23 protein-coding genes and 1 pseudogene are annotated in these 18,456 nt (G+C 70.9%); 12 read left to right on the top strand and 12 right to left on the bottom strand.

Going from position 1 to position 18,456, the window contains the following annotated elements; genetic code table 11:
* The first annotated feature begins 49 nt into the window (after positions 1 to 49).
* A complete protein-coding gene (locus NO889_RS06520) occupies positions 50 to 391 on the top strand; it encodes a DUF7510 family protein (protein WP_303653069.1) in 342 nt (113 codons plus the stop codon).
* A 53-nt stretch (positions 392 to 444) separates the two neighbouring features.
* On the opposite strand, the gene NO889_RS06515 is transcribed toward NO889_RS06520, so the two are convergent.
* The 7 genes and pseudogenes from NO889_RS06515 to NO889_RS06485 form a co-directional block, all read right to left on the bottom strand.
* Entirely contained in the window at positions 445 to 1,473 is a 1,029-nt protein-coding gene (locus NO889_RS06515; protein WP_256411515.1) for a glycosyltransferase family 4 protein, read from the bottom strand.
* 121 nt (positions 1,474 to 1,594) lie between these two features.
* A pseudogene (locus NO889_RS16530) lies at positions 1,595 to 1,708 on the bottom strand (type II toxin-antitoxin system HicA family toxin); the annotation flags it as partial.
* 64 nt (positions 1,709 to 1,772) lie between these two features.
* Complete coding sequence (locus NO889_RS06505; RefSeq protein WP_256411475.1) at positions 1,773 to 2,051, bottom strand: DNA-directed RNA polymerase subunit L; 279 nt, start codon at positions 2,049 to 2,051, stop codon at positions 1,773 to 1,775.
* 105 nt (positions 2,052 to 2,156) lie between these two features.
* The gene (locus NO889_RS06500) at positions 2,157 to 2,798 is read right to left on the bottom strand and encodes a 30S ribosomal protein S3ae (RefSeq protein WP_256411474.1); all 642 of its coding nucleotides are present in this window, start codon (positions 2,796 to 2,798) and stop codon (positions 2,157 to 2,159) included.
* Positions 2,795 to 3,184: a KEOPS complex subunit Pcc1 gene (locus NO889_RS06495; protein ID WP_256411473.1), complete on the bottom strand. Its 390-nt coding sequence runs from the start codon at positions 3,182 to 3,184 to the stop codon at positions 2,795 to 2,797. The genes NO889_RS06500 and NO889_RS06495 overlap by 4 nt, the downstream gene beginning before the upstream one ends.
* Complete coding sequence (locus tag NO889_RS06490) at positions 3,181 to 4,341, bottom strand: exonuclease RecJ (protein ID WP_256411472.1); 1,161 nt, start codon at positions 4,339 to 4,341, stop codon at positions 3,181 to 3,183. Before NO889_RS06490 ends, NO889_RS06495 begins: the two co-directional genes overlap by 4 nt.
* Positions 4,342 to 4,414: 73 nt before the next feature.
* On the bottom strand, positions 4,415 to 4,882 hold the full coding sequence (locus NO889_RS06485) for a 30S ribosomal protein S15 (RefSeq protein ID WP_256411471.1): 468 nt from the start codon (positions 4,880 to 4,882) through the stop codon (positions 4,415 to 4,417).
* A gap of 357 nt (positions 4,883 to 5,239) precedes the next feature.
* Between NO889_RS06485 and NO889_RS06480 the strand changes: the two genes are divergently transcribed.
* From NO889_RS06480 to NO889_RS06465, 4 genes are all read left to right on the top strand, one after another.
* Positions 5,240 to 6,778 carry a Na+/H+ antiporter NhaC family protein gene (locus NO889_RS06480; RefSeq protein ID WP_379787600.1) on the top strand — a complete coding sequence of 513 codons (1,539 nt, stop codon included), beginning with the start codon at positions 5,240 to 5,242 and terminating at the stop codon, positions 6,776 to 6,778.
* Positions 6,775 to 7,041, top strand: a complete 267-nt coding sequence (locus tag NO889_RS06475) for a DUF7513 family protein (RefSeq protein WP_256411470.1) — start codon at positions 6,775 to 6,777, stop codon at positions 7,039 to 7,041. Before NO889_RS06480 ends, NO889_RS06475 begins: the two co-directional genes overlap by 4 nt.
* Positions 7,042 to 7,107: 66 nt before the next feature.
* Entirely contained in the window at positions 7,108 to 7,791 is a 684-nt protein-coding gene (locus NO889_RS06470; protein WP_256411469.1) for a PHP domain-containing protein, read from the top strand.
* Positions 7,792 to 7,804: 13 nt separating this feature from the next.
* Positions 7,805 to 9,022 carry an asparagine synthase C-terminal domain-containing protein gene (locus NO889_RS06465; RefSeq protein WP_256411468.1) on the top strand — a complete coding sequence of 406 codons (1,218 nt, stop codon included), beginning with the start codon at positions 7,805 to 7,807 and terminating at the stop codon, positions 9,020 to 9,022.
* A gap of 303 nt (positions 9,023 to 9,325) precedes the next feature.
* On the opposite strand, the gene NO889_RS06460 is transcribed toward NO889_RS06465, so the two are convergent.
* Positions 9,326 to 10,024: a uracil-DNA glycosylase family protein gene (locus NO889_RS06460; protein WP_256411467.1), complete on the bottom strand. Its 699-nt coding sequence runs from the start codon at positions 10,022 to 10,024 to the stop codon at positions 9,326 to 9,328.
* 337 nt (positions 10,025 to 10,361) lie between these two features.
* Here NO889_RS06460 and NO889_RS06455 point away from each other — a divergent pair, with 337 nt between their 5' ends.
* Together NO889_RS06455 and psmB are read left to right on the top strand one after the other, a co-directional pair.
* Positions 10,362 to 10,535 carry a hypothetical protein gene (locus NO889_RS06455; protein ID WP_256411466.1) on the top strand — a complete coding sequence of 58 codons (174 nt, stop codon included), beginning with the start codon at positions 10,362 to 10,364 and terminating at the stop codon, positions 10,533 to 10,535.
* Between the two features lie 212 nt (positions 10,536 to 10,747).
* Complete coding sequence (gene psmB / locus NO889_RS06450) at positions 10,748 to 11,479, top strand: archaeal proteasome endopeptidase complex subunit beta (protein WP_256411465.1); 732 nt, start codon at positions 10,748 to 10,750, stop codon at positions 11,477 to 11,479.
* Between the two features lie 67 nt (positions 11,480 to 11,546).
* Here the strand turns inward: psmB and NO889_RS06445 are convergent, their stop codons facing one another.
* Positions 11,547 to 12,290, bottom strand: a complete 744-nt coding sequence (locus tag NO889_RS06445; RefSeq protein WP_256411464.1) for a protein sorting system archaetidylserine synthase — start codon at positions 12,288 to 12,290, stop codon at positions 11,547 to 11,549.
* A 99-nt stretch (positions 12,291 to 12,389) separates the two neighbouring features.
* On the opposite strand from NO889_RS06445, the gene NO889_RS06440 reads away from it, so the two are divergent.
* Together NO889_RS06440 and NO889_RS06435 are read left to right on the top strand one after the other, a co-directional pair.
* A complete protein-coding gene (locus NO889_RS06440; RefSeq protein ID WP_256411463.1) occupies positions 12,390 to 13,526 on the top strand; it encodes an SPFH domain-containing protein in 1,137 nt (378 codons plus the stop codon).
* A gap of 65 nt (positions 13,527 to 13,591) precedes the next feature.
* Positions 13,592 to 14,194 carry a winged helix-turn-helix transcriptional regulator gene (locus NO889_RS06435; RefSeq protein WP_256411462.1) on the top strand — a complete coding sequence of 201 codons (603 nt, stop codon included), beginning with the start codon at positions 13,592 to 13,594 and terminating at the stop codon, positions 14,192 to 14,194.
* Positions 14,195 to 14,224: 30 nt separating this feature from the next.
* On the opposite strand, the gene NO889_RS06430 is transcribed toward NO889_RS06435, so the two are convergent.
* The 3 genes from NO889_RS06430 to NO889_RS06420 form a co-directional block, all read right to left on the bottom strand.
* Positions 14,225 to 14,479: a DUF7123 family protein gene (locus tag NO889_RS06430; protein WP_256411461.1), complete on the bottom strand. Its 255-nt coding sequence runs from the start codon at positions 14,477 to 14,479 to the stop codon at positions 14,225 to 14,227.
* A 187-nt stretch (positions 14,480 to 14,666) separates the two neighbouring features.
* Positions 14,667 to 15,245, bottom strand: a complete 579-nt coding sequence (locus NO889_RS06425; RefSeq protein WP_256411460.1) for a DUF84 family protein — start codon at positions 15,243 to 15,245, stop codon at positions 14,667 to 14,669.
* Positions 15,242 to 16,024: a cobalamin-binding protein gene (locus tag NO889_RS06420; protein ID WP_256411459.1), complete on the bottom strand. Its 783-nt coding sequence runs from the start codon at positions 16,022 to 16,024 to the stop codon at positions 15,242 to 15,244. Before NO889_RS06420 ends, NO889_RS06425 begins: the two co-directional genes overlap by 4 nt.
* Positions 16,025 to 16,269: 245 nt before the next feature.
* Between NO889_RS06420 and NO889_RS06415 the strand changes: the two genes are divergently transcribed.
* From NO889_RS06415 to NO889_RS06405, 3 genes are read left to right on the top strand one after another with little or no spacing between them, the layout of a single operon-like run.
* A complete protein-coding gene (locus tag NO889_RS06415; protein WP_066414566.1) occupies positions 16,270 to 17,241 on the top strand; it encodes a transcription initiation factor IIB in 972 nt (323 codons plus the stop codon).
* Positions 17,242 to 17,292: 51 nt separating this feature from the next.
* Positions 17,293 to 17,694, top strand: coding sequence for a DUF7994 family protein (locus NO889_RS06410; RefSeq protein WP_256411458.1), 402 nt, complete (start codon positions 17,293 to 17,295; stop codon positions 17,692 to 17,694).
* 25 nt (positions 17,695 to 17,719) lie between these two features.
* Positions 17,720 to 18,415, top strand: a complete 696-nt coding sequence (locus NO889_RS06405; protein ID WP_256411457.1) for a type I 3-dehydroquinate dehydratase — start codon at positions 17,720 to 17,722, stop codon at positions 18,413 to 18,415.
* Positions 18,416 to 18,456 lie beyond the last annotated feature (41 nt).

The raw sequence follows: 18,456 nt of genomic DNA, 5'->3' as shown, positions 1-18,456 counted from the left end.
ACCCCTCCCGTCCGGCACAGCTAAACCGCTCCCGTCCGCAGGGGGGCACATGGCCGACATCGAGGCGAACGAGGTCGGGATCGACACGCGCGTCACGGCGGAACGGACCGTCATCGACGTGACCGGGACGCGGGACGTCGCGGTGGTCGTTCGCTCCGCCGGCGGCGAGCGGATCTACCTCCCGCCGGAGAGCTTCGACGACCCGGTCTCGGAGTCGTCGTACGCGTCACCGTACACCTCGCCGTACCAGGGCGCGGCGGCCCGCGAGGAGGACGGCACCCCCTACCGCGGGGCGACCGACAGCACTCGCGGCGTGATCGAGACGGCCGACGGCTTCCGGATCCGACACCCGGAGCCGGCGACCGAACTCGACGTGTACCGGGAGAACTAGACGGAGTCGAGACGGGATCGGGACGGGGTCGGACGGCCGGCTCTCCGCGCCGCTCAGGCGACGTCCTCGTAGATGTCCAAGGTGTCCTCGGCGACCGCCGACCAGTCGCGGCGCTCGTACTCCGGCGGCGACTCGCGGTCGAGCGCGGCCGCGAGCCCGTCGACGATCGATTCCGAGTCCGGCGTGACCTCGATCAGACAGCCCTCCGGCAGGATCTCGGCAGCGCCACACCGCGTCGAGACGACCTGCGTGCCCGCCTCCAGCGCCTCGGTGATCGTGATACCGAACGGCTCGGAAAACGAGGGCGAGACGAACGCGTCGCTCGCGGCGTAGTAGTCGCCGAGCTCCGCCTCGGGCACGTAGCCGACGAACTCGACCTTCTCTCCTATCCCCAGCAGCTCGACGAACCGCTTCAGCTGTTCGGTCTGGTGGCCGGAGCCGCCGACGACGAGCGTGACGTCGCGGCCGCGGAGCTTCTTCATCGCGTACAGCAGGTGGGAGATCCCCTTCTGATCGGTGTGTCGCCCGACGAAGAACAGCATCTCGCCGTCGATCCCGAGGTCCGCACGGACGTCCTTCCCGGAGAACGTCGGCGTCGAGAAGCCGTTGTAGACGACGCGCGAGTCGGCCCCGTACAGCTCCCGGATGTCCGCGCGGACGATCTCGCTCACGGCGATGTTGACGTCGGCCGCGTTCGCGAGCCGTCGCTCGGTCTCGACCTCGCGCGTGGGCGGGTCGATGTTCCGGTCGCTCGCCAGCGAGTGGAACGAGGAGACCCACGTCGCGTCCGAGGCTCGCGACGCCTCCCGGCCCGGCCCGTAGCCGAACCAGTCGTGGGTGTGGATCACGTCGTAGTCGGGGGCGAGTTCGACGAAGCGGTCGCTGAGGCGCCCCACGCGGGTCGCCACGTCGCCCTCGCCGGTCTCGACGCCCTCCAGCCCCGGCTCGTCGTCGGGCGCCAACTCGGCGGGCAACACCAGCTTCGCGTCCACGTCGAACTCGTCGCGCAGCCCGGAGAACAGCTCCCCGACGTGGACGTCCAACCCGCCGGTGACGTTCGGCGGATACCCCCAACCTAACATGAGCACGCTCGGCGGCATACGCCTACGAATGGGGAGTCGCTACTTAGCTATGGTCCCTCGCGGTCGCCCGAAACGATATCGATCGTATCAGGTGATCGGATCCGATACGTTTTGTCACCGATCAGACGTTTCGGTCGATCCACTTACAGAATTCGTCGAAGTCGAGCGCGCCACACTGGTCGGCGACGTTCCGGAGCGTTCCCGTTCGGATCTCGTCGTGAAGCGGGATACTCATACCGCCGAACACGCCGCACCACAGCAAAAGGGTTCGGACGGTTCCCACCGCGGATTAGTCGAGTTCAGGCGGCCGAGACGGCGTCACGGAGCGCGGTCGTGCGGTCCGTGATCGACGCCGCCGCCGCCTCCACGGCGTCGAGGGGATCGCCGGACTCGGATTTCACCGTGAGCACGGGGTCGGTCTGGCCGCCGGACTGCTCGGGGTTCACGTCGTAGGTCGCGGCGGCGACGTCCTCGGTCTCCAACAGCGCGCCCTTCAGCACGTTCATGAACGTGTGGTCCTCGCCGGCGATCTCGATGCGGAGTTCCGTGTCGGTCTTCTCGATGACCCGCAGTTCCATACCCGTGATTCGCCCGAACGGCGTTTCAACGTTTCGTCTCCCGGATATCGTCGCTCTCGTGGCGGTCGCGCGGCGATCGAAAAGGGAACGGGGTCCTCCGGGGGGCTACTCGTCGACCGCGACGTCGTCGGCGTCGACGTCGACGGCGGCCTCCTCCTCGGCGGCGATCTCCTCGGGGCGCGCCTCGAGGGTCAGCTTCTGGACCTCGACGCGGCGCAGCGGGTAGATCGTCTTCGCGTCGGCGTAGATCGCCGACGAGAGGTTGCCGTCGACGATCGCGTCGACGAACGACTCGAAGGTGCGCTCCTCGGCGGCGGCGTGGACCTTGTCGATCATGACGCGGCGGATCGCCTTCTCCTGGGAGCGGTCGGCCTTCTTCGTCGTCAGCGCGACCGGCTGGACGCGGATCCGGTAGTCGTCGGTCGTCACGACCGTGATCGACGCCTCGACCTTCGACGCGCCGCGGCGGACGAGAGAGCGCAGGTAATCGCGCGTCAGCTCGTACTTGATGAACTCGGTGTACGCCGTGTCGCTGCCCACGTCGGTGATCTTGAACGTGAGCTTCGTGTTGTTCGCGCTGGAGTCGCCGGTGAGCTCCCCCAGGGTCGTCGTGATCGTGCGGCCGACCACCTGGTCGGGCTCGTCGGCGAGCGTCTCGCCGAGCGCCGCGCGGTCGAACTGTTCGGGTGCCAGTACGTCGTACCAGCGTTTCTGTTCTCTGCTCTTGGAAACTGATCGTTCGCTCATGTGTTGGTGTCGGTGTGTGTGTCCGTGTCGGTGTCTCGTGTCTCCGCCGCGTCGGCGGTCGTCTCGTCGCCGACCGCCCTATCAGCGGTTCGGTGTTCGCGTGCGCGTTCGACGATCCGTTCCGCGACTCGCAGGTTCACCACGTAGTCGTCGACGGTCGACCGCAGCCCGCCCGTCGTCGGCCGCTCGATCCGGCAGTCGATCGCGTCGCCGTCGACGCGGACCGCCATCGAGTCGGTGTCGTCGGGCGCGAGCGCGGCGGCGACGAGGTCGGCGTCGGCGTGGGTCGTCCGGACCGCCGCGGTCCGGGACCCGCCCCGCCCGGCGGCCGGGGCCTCCCCGTCGGTCGCGACCGCCGATCCGTCCGCGACCGGGTCGTCGCTCATAGCGACCCCCGGAGCGCGGCCAGCGCGTCCGTCGGGTCCCCGTCGACGGCGATCCCGCCGCGGGTTCCGTTCCCCCAGCCCTCGCCGCCCGCCTCGCGGGCGGCCGACCGGCAGGCGTCCCCGATCCCGCGGTCCGCGGTCGCGGACGCCGCGATCGTCCCCGAGGACTCCCCGAGGGCGATCGTGACGGGCTCCGGCGAGCGGAAGTCCCGGACGATCCGGGCGACCACGGGGAGCACGCCCGCCGGGGCGTCGACGCGGGCGACGAGGCAGCCGTCGTACCGGCCGGTCGTCGCGGCGTCGACCGCGCGGTGGGCAGCGGTCCCGTGGGAGCGCCAGGCGTCGACGGCGGCCGCCCGGAGGCCGTCCCCCGGATCGGCCGCGAGCGTCAGGGCGACGCCCGTCCCCGGCTCCTCGCGCGCGAGCGCCTCGAGGACGTCGGCGTAACCGCCGACCGTCTCGAACGGGGCCGCGTCCGCGTCGATCGCGTACGGCCGGAGCGCGCGCTCGACCGCCGCCGCGCTCCGCGCGCTCGCGTCCTCGGCGGCGGCGACGTCGACGGCGACGAGCGAGGCCAATCGTCGGTGGGCGTCCTCGTCGAGTTCCGCCGGGAGGTCGAGCGCCGCGAGGGCGGCCCGCGTCGCCTCGACGTCGCCTGAGTACGGCGTCCGGAGCAGCGTCGAGGCCGCGAGCCCGTCGGCCAGGTCCGCGGTCGGCACCGCCACGCCGGGTCGGCGCGAGACGAGTCCGGCGCGTTCCGCGGCCTCGAGCGCGTCGCCCGAGCCGTCGGTGCCGGGCACGGAGCCCGCGGCGACGACCCCGGCCAGCGCGATCACGGGGTCGGGCTCGACGCCCAACTCGCGGGCGACCGCGAAGGCGGTCGTGCTCGCGGGCCGTCCCGCGCCGGGAACCGCGTGTGGACCCCGGTCGGCCCCGAGGACCACCGCGACGTCGTCGCCCTCGGCGTCGGGGACCGGGTCGCGTGCGATCCGGACCTGGAACGGCACCTCCCGCTCCCGGAGCGCGCGAGTGAGCGTTCCGGCGGCCGCGAGCGCGTCGCCGTCGTCGGTCGCGACGAGCCGGACGAACGGCGCGTCGGCGAGGACGCTGGCGAGCGCGTCGGGGGCGGGCGCGGAGTCGGCGGTGGTCTCGGTCACGGGCTGGTCGGTGGGATCGGGTCGGTGTGGCGGTGGGGGATCGGTTCGGCGGGTCGTCGGGCCGGCGTGGCGGCTACTCCTCGAGGAGTTCGACGGCGTTTTCGTAGGTGTAAACGAAGTCCTCGTCGAGCTCGTCGCCGCGGTAGTAGTTCACGAGCCGGCGGATCTTCGACTCAGTGTTCTGGAGCGCGCGCTTGTTCTGGTAGTCCTGTCCGTTCTCGGCCATGTGCTCGCGCAGGCGAACCGCGCGTGCGAGCAGGTTCCGCAGGTCCTCGGGCAGGTCGGGCTCGGCGTCGTGTTCCTCGAGGATCTCGGTGACCTTCTTGCCGGTTGCGAGCTTGACGTCGGGCACCGGGACGCCCTTGACGCCCTCGTCGCGCAGCGTGATCCCGATGACGCTCGGGTCCTCGCCCTGCTCCGCCAGTTCGACGACGCGGGACTCGATGTCCTCGGCGTCGACGTCGCTCCACTCCGGGTTCTCGTCCGTCGCCGGCTTGTCCGAACCGGACGAACCGCGACGGCGCGTGTGCATTCGTGCCATTGTCTGGTGTTGGAACGGCACAACCGCGAGTACGTGACCGCCGCCCGCGGGACGCGGTTCTCGGAGCGCTCGCGTTCGCGAGCGGGTCCGACGGGCCCGAAACGGGCCGCTCTCGCGTCGCCGGGCGGCGGTGCACCGCTACGTTCCCAAGCCGTGGGCGAAGAGGCCCCGGCGCGTCGGATCCGCAGCTGTGCTGTTCCCGTTCGACCGGTCGACGCCCGAACGCTTAAGCGTGTTCTTGTCGACCTCGCGAAGAGCCGTCGGAACCGTCCGGGATCGATGGCGTCGAGATCCCCGTCGACGGAAAGCAGTGCTTAAATTCTCCCTGTGAGATCGATTCGTAGGCGAGATGATCACATGACAGACCGACCAGACGGCGGGGATTCGTCCGTCTCGATGGACGCCGGTGGCGGTTCCGAGGCCGAACCGCGGATCAGCTTCTACGGCGGGAAGTGGGCGAGCACGCTCCCGCTCGGATTCTTCATTCTCTGGGCCGTCTTCCAGAGCGGCGTCCTCGGAATCGGCGACACGAACGGGCTGGTGATCGGGGCGCTGATCGGGACGATCCTCGGGATGTTCTTCGTGCGTGGCGACTGGAAGACGTACGCGGACACCATCTTCGAGGGGATGACCCAACGCGTCGCCGCGACGGCGATCGTCGCGTGGCTGTGGGCGGGCATGTTCGCCGAGACGCTCCAGGTCGGCGGCTTCGTCGAGGGACTCATCTTCGCTGCCGACGCGCTCAACGTCGGCGCGGCGACGTTCCCGGCGGCCGCGTTCGTCCTCTGCGGCCTGCTCGCGACCGGGATCGGAACGGGGTACGGAGCCACCGTCGCGTTCGTGACGCTCTTTTTCCCGGCCGGCGTCCTCATCGGCGCGAGCCCGGTGTTGCTCTTCGCGGCGATCCTCTCGGGCGCCGTCTTCGGCGACAACCTCGCGCCCGTCAGCGACACGACGATCGTGAGCGCGGTGACGCAGGACGCCGACATCGGCGGCGTCGTCGCCTCACGATTCAAGTACGCGATCGTCGCCGCGGTGCCCGCCTTCGTCGCCTACCTGATCATGGGTTCGATGCTGTCGGGGGCGAGCCTGGAAGGCGCCGCCGCCCTCCGCGACACGGCGACCGCGCCCGGCTTGGTCCATCTGGTCTCGATGGGAGTCGTGATCGCCACCGCCGTCGCGGGGCGACACATCGTCGAGGCGATCTCCTGGGGCCTCGTCGTCGCGGTCGGCTTCAACCTCGGGCTCGGGCTCTCGTCCGTGAGCGACGTTCTCGTGTTCACCGTGACCGAGGCCGGGACGGTCACCGCGCTGCCGTTCGTCGCGGTCGGCGACACGGCGAGCGTCGGCGGGAGCCTCTACACCGGCGCGATCGGGTTCTTCCCGCTCATCGTGTTGACCCTCCTCATCGTGTCGATGGCGCAGATCATGATCCGCGGCGGCGGCTTCGCGGCGATCCAGGAGTTCCTCTTGAACTCCGTCGCGACCAACGTCCGCCGAGCCGAAGTGACGATGGTGCTCGGTACCGCCGCGATAAACGGGATGATCACGATCAACACGGCCGCGGAGATCGCGATCGCGCCGTACATCGCGCGGATCGGCGAGAAGTTCAACATCAACGGCTACCGTCGGGCCAACATCCTGGACGCGAACACGTCGGCGCTCGGGTACATCTTCCCGTGGGCAGGCGGCGTCTTGGTCGGCTACCAAGTGATGGTCGGGCCGGACGGCCTCGGCGCCGAGTACGGACCGGAGATGGTCGTCAATCCCATCGAGGTCGTGCCGTACGTGTTCCACGGCTGGTTCCTCGTGATCGTCTTCCTGGCGGCGGCGGTCACCGGATTCGGCCGGGAGTACGTTCCCGATCGGACCTCCGAGGAGGTGTCGCGCGCATGAGCGCGCTCGACAAGTTCCTCGCCGGGTGGTCGTTCAGGAGTTCGACGCCCGACTACGAGCCGGGCGACGCGATCGAGGTGATGGTCACCGGCAGGGAGGGCGACACGGCGGTCGCCCGTATCGGCGACTCGACGCTCCGGATCGAGGACGCGCCGGCCGACGCGGTGAACACCCGCGTGCTGGTCGCCGTCGACACGTGGGACGGTTCGACCCACACCGGATCCGGGACGTACCGGGAGACGGTCGGCGAGAGCGCCTTCTGAGTTCCCTCGCGTCCGCCGCCGCACCGGACCGGGCCGCTTTTTAAGACGACTCCCGAAGGGGAGGCCGTGCTATCGGTCGAGCTGCACTCCCACTCGGCGCTGTCCCACGACGGGCGCGACCCGGTCGATCTCCTCTTGGAGCAGGCCGCCGCGGTCGGGCTCGACGCGCTCGCCGTCACGGACCACGACGAGATCGACGCGAGCATCGAGGCGGCCGCGAAGGCCGCCGACTACGGCCTCGTCGGGATCGTCGGCATGGAGGTGACCTCCGCGGCGGGCCACGTGCTCGCGTTCGGGATCGACGAGCTCGTTCCCAGCGGGCTCCCGTTCGACGAGACGCTCGACCGGATCCGCGAGGCGGGCGGGATCGCGGTCGTCCCCCACCCCTTCCAGAAGACGCGCCACGGCGTCGCCGCGCACGTCTCCGACGAGCAGCTCGCGAGCGCCGACGCGATCGAAGTGTACAACTCCCGGCTCTTCACCGGCCGCGCGAACCGCCAGGCGGAGACGTTCGCCGTCCGCCGGAACCTCCCGATGACCGCCGGCAGCGACGCGCACATCTCCGAGATGGTCGGCCAGGCGGTCACCGAGGTCGACGCGGACGAGCGCTCGGCCGACGCGATCCTCGAGGCCGTCGCCGACGGCCGGACCAGCGTCGTCGGGAAGCGCACGCCGTGGCGCGTCTCGCTGCGACAGTTCGCCGGCGGGGCGAAACGCCGGGCCTTCCGAACGATCGACGGACTCCGGTGACGGGGCGAACGCGATGACCGCCGACCGACCCGACGGGACTCCCGATCGCTCCGACACGACTCGTCTCCGGGGCGCGTCCGCGAGCCTCGTCGCCGACGCGATCCGCGATCGCGACCCGCTTCCGGGAACCCGCGGGTTCGCCGGGCTCCTCGCGGATCCCCGCGCGGCGGTCGACGAGCCGGACCGGACCGTCGCTCGCGACCCCGTCCTCGTCCGCGACGTCCTCGGACGTCAGCCCCTGTTCGTCGAGACCGACGCGACCGACCCCGCGGAGCCGGGGGCGTGGAGCTTCGACCGGAACGACCTCCGGAACCCGGAGCCGGTCCCGGCCGGATCGGTCGTCTCGGCGTCGGAACGCGACCGTCGCTGGTCGCTCCCGACGTACGCCCCCTCGAGGCCTGGAGCCGCCCAGGCCGCCGTCGACGACGCGATCGACGCGACCCTCGCCGAGTTCGCCGCCGAGACGGCCGATCCCTCGACCGGTCGGCTCGCCGTGGCGTTCTCCGGCGGGGTCGACTCGGCGCTCGTCGCGAGCGCGGTCCCGGACGCGCCGTGTTACGTCGCGGGGTTCGAGGGGTGTCACGACGTCGCGGCCGCGCGGGAGGCCGCGGCCGAGATGGAGCTGGACCTACGGGTGGTGGCGCTCTCGCACGACGACCTCCGGCGGGCGATCCCCGACATCGCGTCCGCGACCGGCCGCCGGAACCCCATGGACCTCAACATCGCCGTCCCGCTGTACCTGACCGCGGAGGCCGCCGCGGCGGACGGGATCGATCGGTTGGCGGTCGGCCAGGGGGCCGACGAGCTGTTCGGCGGCTACAGCAAGGTCGTCGACCCCGCGAACGACGACCGCGTCGACGCCGACACCGTCCGGGGTGCGCGGACCGAGACGGTTCGGACCCTCCCCGCCCAGCTCGAACGCGACGTGCCGGCGCTGCGGGCCGCCGGCGTCGAGCCCGTCGCGCCGCTGCTCGACGACCGCGTCGTCGACGCCGCGCTTCGGCTGCCGGGCGACCTGCTCGCGACCGCCGACGAGCGGAAGGTGGCGCTCCGGCGCGCCGCGGCCGGACGCGTCCCGGAGTCGGCGTACGCGGCCGACAAGAAGGCGGTCCAGTACGGCACGTACGTCTCGCGAGAGATCGACCGGCTCGCACGGCGGAACGGGTTCAAACGCCGGATGGACGACCACGTCGGGCGGTACGTCGACGCGCTGCTCGAGGGCACCGTCTGAATCCGAATTCCGTGGAAAAACCGGCCCGCGTGGGCCGGTCCTGACCAAGCCGCGCGTTGGAGTACCAGTCCTGCGGCCGACGCCCGATCGGTCCGGGCGTCGTGATAACGAACGCCGGGTATCGTATAAAATCCGCGCAGTGGCGACAAATATGACCGCCCGAAGCGAGCGAACTCCACCGATCCTCGGGGCGAACGCGTCGATTTCGGGACGAACGTCAGATACTGCCCGCACATTCGGGCCGAAATTCGACGCTTCCGCGGCGGCGCGCGTCGGCGACGTGGGTGACCTCCCGGCCGCGGATCACCTGACGAGGTACGGGTCGCTGCCGGCGATGAACCGGCCGAGGTCGGTCTCGCGCCGGAAGTCGGTCGAGCGGAGCCGCCGGAGCGCCTCGACCAGCTCGTCGGCGTCGCCGTCCTCCCACTCTCCGGGGTCTTTGATCGGGAGGACGAGCCAGCCCGATCCGAGCAGCTCCTCGCCGTGGAGCGCGTCCATGTCGACCTCGGTCTTCCACGCGCGAGCGGTGTACTGCCGGAGGACGTGGTCGGTCGCTTTCGCGCCGACCGGGAGGAGGACGTGCGCGGCGATCGCCCGGAGCTCCGCGTCGAAGTACCGCTCCATGTCGTCGTAGGAGGCCGCGGTCGGCTCCCCGTCGGGCAGACACATGTGGAGGTACGAGAGGAACGTCCGGTCCGTCGACACCCGACCGGAATCGTCGTCTCCCGCTCCGGACGGGGCGTCGCCCTCGCCGTCGGCGTCGCGCGGGACGTCGCCCCGGTCGACTCCCGCGAGGAGCCCGGCGTCGGTCAACGCTCCGAGGAACGCCGACGACCACGGCTCGCCGGTGAAGGGGATCCGCTCCTCGAGACCGCCGTGAACGCCGGGGTGGTCACCGATCACGTGGAAGTCGGCGTTGGCGTCGCCGTACCCCGGAACGAACGCTGGACAGTCCGGCCGCATCCCGAACGGGTTGCGCGTGCGGTCGGTGACGTTCTTCACGGAACCCGGTAGGAACGCGACCCGTAATAGACCGTTCGATACCGAACCGAGCCGGCGATCGACCGCGCCGCGTCGTCGCCGCGAGCGCCGATCGACGCGGCCTCCGAACGCCCGTCGAGAGCCGCCGCAGGTAGGCGCATGCGCGGCGAGGGATTCCCATAAGTTATGGAAACGAGTCGGGTTCGACCGGCTTGGGATACGCCTCGATCGTGATCCGCCGACGGAAGTTCAATTGATCCGAAACGTTCGAGAAAATCGCCAGACTGCGCCGGGGTGTCCACGGCATGCCGGTCACAAAGTATATATACGGCCCTCGACTTCGGACCATCGAAGACCCATGTTCGACCGCATCCGCACGGCGGCCCTCTTCGGCCTCCACCAGGCGACCGTTGCCATCGGGATCTCCGCGTTCCCCGTGGCCGTCTTCGCCCGCAAGCAACTCGGAATCAACATCCCGGTTCACCGGCTCGTCGAGACCACCACCGAGGCCATCGAGGCCGCCGAGGAGTAATCCGAGCGAACGCCTTTCGTCGTTTCCGTCGACTCAGTCCCCGCCGAGCCACGGCATCGATCGTCAACCGTTTGATCCGGGTTTCCGCCGGCTTCCGGCCCGTTTCGGCTGATCGCCGTTCCGCCGTCCCCCGTCCCGGATATGGTCGTCGGAACCGGCGGCGGGTCCCCGAAGGGTTGCCTTTATCAGCGCGAGGGGCCAACGAGGCGGTAATGCGAACACCGACCGACGATCTCTCCGACGGGGCGTCCCTCGAACTCGGCCGCGACCAGCCGGTCTTCGGCCCGGAGCTCGGCGAGTTCGAACACAGCGAGCGCCGCGCCGCACAGGCCGACGGCGAGGGCGAGATGAAGACCGGTACGACGACGGTCGGCATCCGCACCGCCGACGGCGTCGTGATGGCGACGGACATGCGCGCCTCCCTCGGCGGCATGGTCTCCTCGAAGGACGTCCAGAAGGTCGAGGAGATCCACCCCCGCGGCGCGCTCACCATCGCCGGCTCCGTCTCCGCCGCCCAGAACCTCATCTCGACGCTCAAGGCGGAGACCAACCTCTACGAGGCCCGGCGCGGCAAGGACATGTCGATGGAGGCGCTCTCGACGCTCACCGGCAACCTCCTCCGCACGGGCGCGTTCTTCATCGTCCAGCCGATCCTGGGCGGCGTCGACGACGAGGGAGCCCACATCTACTCCATCGACGCGCTGGGCGGAACCACCGAGGAGGAGTACACCGTCACCGGCTCCGGCTCGCAGTACGCCCTCGGCGTCTTAGAACAGGAGTACCACGACGACGTCACCGTCGAGGAGGCGAAGACCATCGCCGCGAAGGCGATCCAGTCCGCCGTCGAGCGCGACCTCGCGTCCGGTAACGGGATCAACGTCGCCGTCGTCACCGACGAGGGCGTCGACATCACCCGCCACAAGGACTTCGACGAGCTGCTGTAGACGGCCCCGCCGCGACCCTTTCTCGGGTATCGTTCGGTCCCGCCGCGAGAGGCCTCCACGTCCGTCGTCAGGCCCGGTCGACGTCCTCCTCGGGCGGTCGGATCCCGTCTCCCCAGTAGAAGTGCGGACCCAGGAGGAGGTAGCCGCCCGAGAGGAACAACAGCGCGAACGCGAACCCCTCGCCGATCCACGGGGGGAGCGCGGTCGTGAGCGCGTGCGCGACCGGCGTCACCACCACGGCCGCCTGAACGAACCCCATCACGAGCGCGTCCTGTGCGTGTAGATCGGGATAGGTCACCGTCGACCCCATGAGCACCGCGAAGGCCGCGGTCGCGACGACGAGCGGGACCGGCGCGGCGTAGCCCGCCAGCACCGCGGCCGCGAGGACCGTCGCCGCGAGCGTCGTCGGCACCCCGACGGTCTCGCGGCTCCCGCTGTCGTAGGCCGTGTACAGCCCGAGCCGGGCGACCGCCATCGCGACGAAGAGGGCCGTGGCCCCGAGGCCGCCGGCGACGAGGAACGGGCTCGCGGCGAACGAGTCGGCCTCCAGAACGATGGCGGCGACGAGGGCCGCGGGCGCGACGCCGAAGGAGGCGACGTCCGCGAGCGAGTCGAGGTACGGCCCCGCGGGCGTCGACCCCCGGTGTCTGGCGACCACGCCGTCGAGGCCGTCGGCGATGGCGGCCAACAGGATCAGCCGGGCCGCCAGCGCGGCGTCGACGGTGGCGGCGACGACCGCGAGGAAGCCGACCGCGGCGTTGGCCACCGTGACCGCGTCGGCGAGACCCAGCCGACCGACCCGCAGAGACATACCGGATCGGTCGACGACCCCGCTTTTAGGGTTTGTTATCCTCCGGACGGGATCGGCCGGCGGGCGAACTATTAAGCGTCCGATGACCTAATCCACGGTATGGACCCACTTCCCCTCCAAACCGGTTTCGGACTGGTGAGCGTCGGCCTCCTGTTTCTCATGCTGGTGGTCGTCACGCTCTGGCAGTCCGTCGAGATCGTCGACGCCTACGACAAGGAGGCGCTGACGGTGTTCGGCGAGTTCCGGAAGCTGCTCGAGCCGGGTATCAACTTCATCCCGCCGTTCGTCTCGCGGACGTACGCGTTCGACATGCGGACGCAGACGCTGGACGTGCCCCGCCAGGAGGCGATCACGCGTGACAACTCGCCGGTGACCGCGGACGCGGTCGTCTACATCAAGGTGATGGACGCGAAGAAGGCGTTCCTCGAGGTCGACGACTACAAGAACGCCGTCTCCAACCTCGCCCAGACCACGCTCCGGGCCGTCCTCGGCGACATGGAGCTCGACGACACCCTGAACAAACGCCAGGAGATCAACGCGAAGATCCGCCGCGAGCTCGACGAGCCGACCGACGAGTGGGGGATCCGCGTCGAGAGCGTCGAGGTGCGCGAGGTCAACCCCTCGAAGGACGTCCAGCAGGCGATGGAGCAACAGACCTCCGCGGAGCGCCGGCGTCGGGCGATGATCCTCGAAGCGCAGGGGGAACGCCGCTCGGCGGTCGAACAGGCGGAAGGTGACAAGCAGTCGAACATCATCCGCGCGCAGGGGGAGAAACAGAGCCAGATCCTCGAGGCGCAGGGTGACTCCATCTCGACGGTGCTTCGCGCCCGCTCCGCCGAGTCGATGGGCGAGCGCGCCATCATCGAGCGCGGCATGGAGACGCTCGAGGAGATCGGGAAGGGCGAGTCGACGACGTTCGTGCTCCCGCAGGAGCTCACGAGCCTCGTCGGCCGCTACGGCAAGGCGCTCTCGGGGTCGGACGTCCAGGAGATGGACGGCCTCGAGGGACTCGAGTTCGACGAGGACACCCGCAAGATGCTCGGTCTCGACGACATCGACGAGATCCTCGGTCAGATCGACGAGGCGGCCCAGATGGACGTCGAGGAGCTCGAGAAGGAGGCCGAGGCGGTCAAGACCGGCGACGCGGGCGCGAACATCAAGTCGGCCGACGAGGTCATCCAGGAGATGGACGAGGAGGTTCCCGACGGCGAGGTCGAGCCGGCAGAGGAGAGCTGAGACGGAGATTCGACGTTTCCGACCCGAACGAAGCGCTTTTGCCGGGCGATCGCGTATCACGGAGCGTGACCGAAGAGGTCGACGAACGGAAACGCCGAACCCTGCGGCGGTTCGCCGCCGTCGGAGCCGCGGCCCCGTTCGTCGGAACCGCGAGCGCCGCGGACGACACCAACGAGACGCGGGAGGCGATCCGCGGATACGTACCCTCCACGCCGGGGGCGCACTTCTCGAAGCTCCGCGACGACCTCCGGCTCGGGACGGGGGAGGCCCAGTACCACCTCCGGAAGCTCGAGGAGGCGGGCGAGATCGAGTCGGCGAAGGACGCCGACTACCGCCGGTACTTCCCGGCCGGCCGGTTCGACGCCCTCGACAAGCGGGCGCTCGGCTACCTCCGCCGGGAGACGCCGCGGGGGATGGTCCTCGCGCTGCTCTCGGACCCCGACGCGACGGGCGCGGAGATCGCCGACGCGCTCGGCGTCTCCCGGCCGACGATAAGCGCCGCGGCGGGCGATCTGGCCGCGGCCGACCTCCTCGACCGCGCCGACGGCTACGAGCTGACCGAGCCGGAGCGGCTGTTGACGCTCGTCGTGCGGTACGCGGACTCCTTCGACGCCGACGCGGTCGCGTTCGCCGACGACGCGGCCTCGCTCGTCAGCTACGACCCGTAGTCGCCGCTCGGCCGCCGCGACGGGGGTCCGCTAGGCCGTCACCATCCACGTCGTGCCCGAGGAGTAGCCCCACTTCTCGACGTCGAGCTCGCCGGCCGCGTCGGCGACCGCACCCATGTTCGCGCCGACCTCCTTCGCGGAGAGGCCGAGCTCGTCGGCGATCAGCCGCGATTTGAAGTAGGTTCGGTCGTCCGCGTTGGTCCGGAGGTACTCGAGGATCCGCGTCTGTTTCTCGGAGAGGCCGGTCGGTTCGACCGCGACGGGCTCCGCGCGTGCCGTGCTCATGTCACCACACAGGAAGGCTACCCCCAAAAGGCGGTTGGTAGATCGGGTTAACACCGTCACGTCGTGCGGTTTCGACGCGATATCGGCTCGTCGGACCCCCGCCGACGGGCCGTTGCGGTACGAATCCCGAACTCCGAATCTCGAGCCCGAACCGGCCTCGATCCGGGTTTCCGGATCGGTTCTGCCGTCAGTACAGATCGGAGACGAAGGGACCGAGCGCGCCGGAGACCGCGGCGGCGAGCGCGTCGGCGCGGTCGAGGCTCCCGTTCGTCAGCGCGCCGGCGGCCCCGCCGCGTCGCGCGACGCCCGTCGTGTCGAGCACGTCGTCCATCACCGGCCCCAGCTCCGCGCCCGACTCGACGCGGTCGGCGACGCGGTCGGGGAGACGGAGGCTCGGCCCCGCGCCGCGGCCGACGCGGTCGCCGTCGTCGACGGCCGCCCACATCACGAGGAAGAGGCCGTCGACGCCCTCGAACCGGGCGACGCCGCCCTCGAGGCCGACGCCGAGGTCGTATCCCCCCCTCTCGAGGACCGCCGCCGCGCGGTTCTCCGCGCCGGCGACGGTTTCGGCGTGGCCGGTCGGCTGCTCGCTCACGCCGGAGGCGACCGGGACGGACTCGACGGTCGGCGCGGGGGCCTCGATCGACCCGTCGACGTCGGACCCGCCGTCGGCGGATCCGTCGATCCCGAGCGCCCGCTCGACCGCCCGCCGCTTGGCGGGATTCCCGCTGCCGACGCCGACACGCGGTCCCCGGTCCGGCGTCACGGCTCCGCCTCGTCGGCGAACAGCCCAGCGAGCCGCTCGATCCCGTCGATCAGGACGGGGCTCGGCTGGTTCAAGAGCGAGTCGTCGATCACGTGGACCGGCGCGTCGATCCACTCGCGCTCGGCGACGGTCGCGGGATCGACTCGGTCGCCGCGCCCGCAGACGTGGACGACGACGCGGTCGGGGTCGGCGGCCGCGACCGCCTCGGGGTCGACCTCGCGGGAGCGCTCGCCCGCGTCGACGAACGGGTAGCGGCCGCCGGCGGCCCGGATCGCGTCGGGGACCCAGTTGCCCGCGGCCATCGGCGGGTCCGACCACTCCTCGCAGTAGACGACGGGGCGGTCCGCGCGCTCGTCGTTGGCCGCGTCGGCGCTCGCGTCCCCGATCGCCTCGATCCGCTCGCGGGCGTCGGCGGCCAGCTCCGCGCCCGCGTCCGGTCGTCCGACCGTTCGGGCGATCCCGCGGAAGTCCTCGATCACGTCCGCGAGCGTGGCCGGTTCGCGGTGGTCGACGGCGAGGCCCCGCTCGCGACACTCCTCCGCGATCCCGGTCTGGAGGCCGTCGCTCGTGAACACCACGTCCGGGTCGAGTTCCGCGACGCGGTCGAGGGACGGCGTCGTCCACCCGCCGACGGCGACGGGGTCCACTCCGTGCGCCGATCCGGCGTCCGACGGCGGGTCGCAGTGACGGGTGACGCCCACCAGGCACTCGGCCGCGCCGAGCGCGGAGAGGGTCGCGGTCGCGCTCGGCGCGAGCGAGACGACGCGAGGGTCGGTCATGGTGTGGAGTTCGCTCCCGCGGCTCGAAAGCGTTCGGATCGCGGGGGACGGGGGTGACCGTCGAACGGCGGCCGGCTCCGCCGCCGATCTCCTCGCCGGCGTCACTCGTCGACAACTCTTGTGATCGATCGTGTTCATTCGTCGCCGGCGCGGCGACACGTTCCGGGTCTTTTAAGTTACGTTCGCCCGTCTATCGGACAAGACTGCTCCCGAGCGTTCTCGATTACACCGGGGGACAGAGAGCTATGACCGAACGACTACATACCCGAGGGAGTCGCACCCGCGGGGAGACGGAAGAGGAATCGGAAAGCACCGACGAGACGCTGCGCTGTCCGGAGTGTGACGGCCAAGTCATCAACGACGAGGAGCACGGGGAGACCGTGTGTGCGGACTGCGGGCTCGTCGTCGAGGCGGACTCGGTCGACCGTGGCCCGGAGTGGCGCGCGTTCGACTCCCGCGAGAAGGACGAGAAGTCCCGCGTGGGCGCGCCCACGACGAACACGATGCACGACAAGGGGCTCTCGACCAACATCGACTGGCGCGACAAGGACGCGTACGGCCGGTCGCTCGGCGCGCGCCAGCGCCAGAAGATGCAGCGACTCCGGAAGTGGAACGAGCGGTTCCGGACGCGCGACTCGAAGGAACGCAACCTGAAGCAGGCGCTCGGCGAGATCGACCGGATGGCCTCCGCGCTCGGGCTACCGGACAACGTCCGCGAGACCGCCTCGGTCATCTACCGCCGCGCGCTCGACGAGGACCTCCTCCCCGGCCGCTCCATCGAGGGCGTCTCCACGTCCTGCGTGTACGCCGCCGCCCGGATGGCGGGCGTCCCGCGCAGCCTCGACGAGATCGCCGACGTCTCCCGCGTCGAAAAGGCGGAGATCGCCCGGACGTACCGCTACGTCGTCCGCGAGCTCAAACTCGAGGTCAAACCCGCCGACCCCGAGCAGTACGTTCCCCGGTTCGCCTCGGATCTCGAGCTCTCCGAGGAGTCGGAGATGCGCGCGAAGGGCCTCCTGAAGAACGCGAAGGAGAAGGGCGTCCACAGCGGGAAGTCGCCGGTCGGCCTCGCGGCCGCCGCCGTCTACGCCGCCGCCCTCCTCACCAACGAGAAGACGACGCAGGCAGCGGTCTCGGAGGTCGCCGACATCTCCGAGGTCACGATCCGGAACCGCTACCACGAGCTGCTCGAGGCCGAGGACGGCCTCGTCGCGTAACCGCGCGGATCGACTCGCTCGTTCTCACCCTCCCGATACGATCCACGGACCATGACCCGCTCACGCGACCTCCTCTCCGGCGTCTCGCTCGTGCTCGTCGCCGGCTGGTTCCTCGTCACCACGGGCGGGGGCGGCGGCCGCGCCGCCCTCCTCGTCGCCGGCGTCGGCTGCGTGATCGCCGGCGTCGCGTACCTGCTCGCGGGGGCGGGCGTCGACCCCGCCGTCGCCGGCCGCGATCTCACGCCCGACCGATTCCGCGCGCTCGCGATCGTCGCGCTCGGGGGGGCGATCCTCGCGCTCGGGCTCGACGGCGTCGCCGGCGGCGTCGACGCGCTCTCCGTCGTCCTGCTCCTCGGCGGCCTCCTCGCGGTCGCCGCCGGCTGGCTCAGAGCCGTCCGCGGCGGACGCGCCGAGGCCGTCCGGGCGGAGTCCCGGTCTGACGGGGACAGTTAACTCCCCCACCCCCGAAGGGCCGGACATGTTCGAGGAGTTCGTTCTCGCGGCGAGCACCACCGACCTGTCCGCGGAGCCGCGCGCCCGCGAGGCGGCCGACGCCGTGGAGTTCCGCATGGACCTCGCCGAGGAGCCGCTGGACCAGCTCGCGGCGTACGACGGGGCGCTCCCGCTCGTCGTCACGAACCGCGCGGACTGGGAGGGCGGGGAGGCCGACGACCTCGGCCGGTACGACGCGCTCGCGGAGGCGCTCGCGCACGAGGCGGTCGTCGCGGTCGACGTCGAGCTCGCCGCGCTTCGGGGGAACGCGCCGACCGGCGAACGCTCGCACGCGACCGCCCTGCGATCGAGCGCCCGCGAAGAGGGCGTCGAGGTGATCGCCTCCGTCCACGACTTCGAGTCGACGCCGGAGGTCGGGACGCTCGTCGACCTGCTCGCGGACGCGGCGAGCGAGGGCGACGTGGGGAAGCTGGCGACCACCGCGAACGGCCGCGAGGACGCGCTCGCGATGCTGCGCGCGACCAACGAGGCGACCGCCGCGGGCCGCCGCGTCGCGACGATGTGTATGGGCGAGCCCGGCCGACACACCCGCGCGGTGGCCCCGGTGTACGGCTCGCGCATCGGGTACGCGCCGGTCGACGCGGCGGACGCGACCGCCCCCGGCCAGTACCCGCTCGCGACGCTCCGCGAGCTGGTCGACGGGTTGCGGGAGGAACCGTGAGCTCGGAGGGGAAACGGTAGCCGGAGGCGGGACGGTCGCCC

The organism is Halorubrum rubrum, from assembly GCF_024494685.1.
GTDB lineage: Archaea > Halobacteriota > Halobacteria > Halobacteriales > Haloferacaceae > Halorubrum > Halorubrum rubrum.
The sequence above is the reverse complement of the archived record's forward strand: the minus strand, read 5'-3'. Positions and strand labels throughout refer to the sequence as shown.

What these genes read in the sequence shown, in the direction of transcription:
- NO889_RS06500 (WP_256411474.1), bottom strand. Translation starts at nt 2,798, where the DNA reads ATGAGCGAACGATCAGTTTCCAAGAGCAGAGAACAGAAACGCTGGTAC.
- NO889_RS06420 (WP_256411459.1), bottom strand. Translation starts at nt 16,024, where the DNA reads ATGACCGACCCTCGCGTCGTCTCGCTCGCGCCGAGCGCGACCGCGACC.
- NO889_RS06520 (WP_303653069.1), top strand. Translation starts at nt 50, where the DNA reads ATGGCCGACATCGAGGCGAACGAGGTCGGGATCGACACGCGCGTCACG.
- NO889_RS06475 (WP_256411470.1), top strand. Translation starts at nt 6,775, where the DNA reads ATGAGCGCGCTCGACAAGTTCCTCGCCGGGTGGTCGTTCAGGAGTTCG.
- NO889_RS06485 (WP_256411471.1), bottom strand. Translation starts at nt 4,882, where the DNA reads ATGGCACGAATGCACACGCGCCGTCGCGGTTCGTCCGGTTCGGACAAG.
- NO889_RS06430 (WP_256411461.1), bottom strand. Translation starts at nt 14,479, where the DNA reads ATGAGCACGGCACGCGCGGAGCCCGTCGCGGTCGAACCGACCGGCCTC.
- NO889_RS06505 (WP_256411475.1), bottom strand. Translation starts at nt 2,051, where the DNA reads ATGGAACTGCGGGTCATCGAGAAGACCGACACGGAACTCCGCATCGAG.
- NO889_RS06410 (WP_256411458.1), top strand. Translation starts at nt 17,293, where the DNA reads ATGACCCGCTCACGCGACCTCCTCTCCGGCGTCTCGCTCGTGCTCGTC.
- NO889_RS06465 (WP_256411468.1), top strand. Translation starts at nt 7,805, where the DNA reads ATGACCGCCGACCGACCCGACGGGACTCCCGATCGCTCCGACACGACT.
- NO889_RS06495 (WP_256411473.1), bottom strand. Translation starts at nt 3,184, where the DNA reads ATGAGCGACGACCCGGTCGCGGACGGATCGGCGGTCGCGACCGACGGG.
- NO889_RS06445 (WP_256411464.1), bottom strand. Translation starts at nt 12,290, where the DNA reads ATGTCTCTGCGGGTCGGTCGGCTGGGTCTCGCCGACGCGGTCACGGTG.
- NO889_RS06455 (WP_256411466.1), top strand. Translation starts at nt 10,362, where the DNA reads ATGTTCGACCGCATCCGCACGGCGGCCCTCTTCGGCCTCCACCAGGCG.
- NO889_RS06415 (WP_066414566.1), top strand. Translation starts at nt 16,270, where the DNA reads ATGACCGAACGACTACATACCCGAGGGAGTCGCACCCGCGGGGAGACG.
- NO889_RS06480 (WP_379787600.1), top strand. Translation starts at nt 5,240, where the DNA reads ATGACAGACCGACCAGACGGCGGGGATTCGTCCGTCTCGATGGACGCC.
- NO889_RS06405 (WP_256411457.1), top strand. Translation starts at nt 17,720, where the DNA reads ATGTTCGAGGAGTTCGTTCTCGCGGCGAGCACCACCGACCTGTCCGCG.
- NO889_RS06440 (WP_256411463.1), top strand. Translation starts at nt 12,390, where the DNA reads ATGGACCCACTTCCCCTCCAAACCGGTTTCGGACTGGTGAGCGTCGGC.
- psmB (WP_256411465.1), top strand. Translation starts at nt 10,748, where the DNA reads ATGCGAACACCGACCGACGATCTCTCCGACGGGGCGTCCCTCGAACTC.
- NO889_RS06515 (WP_256411515.1), bottom strand. Translation starts at nt 1,473, where the DNA reads ATGTTAGGTTGGGGGTATCCGCCGAACGTCACCGGCGGGTTGGACGTC.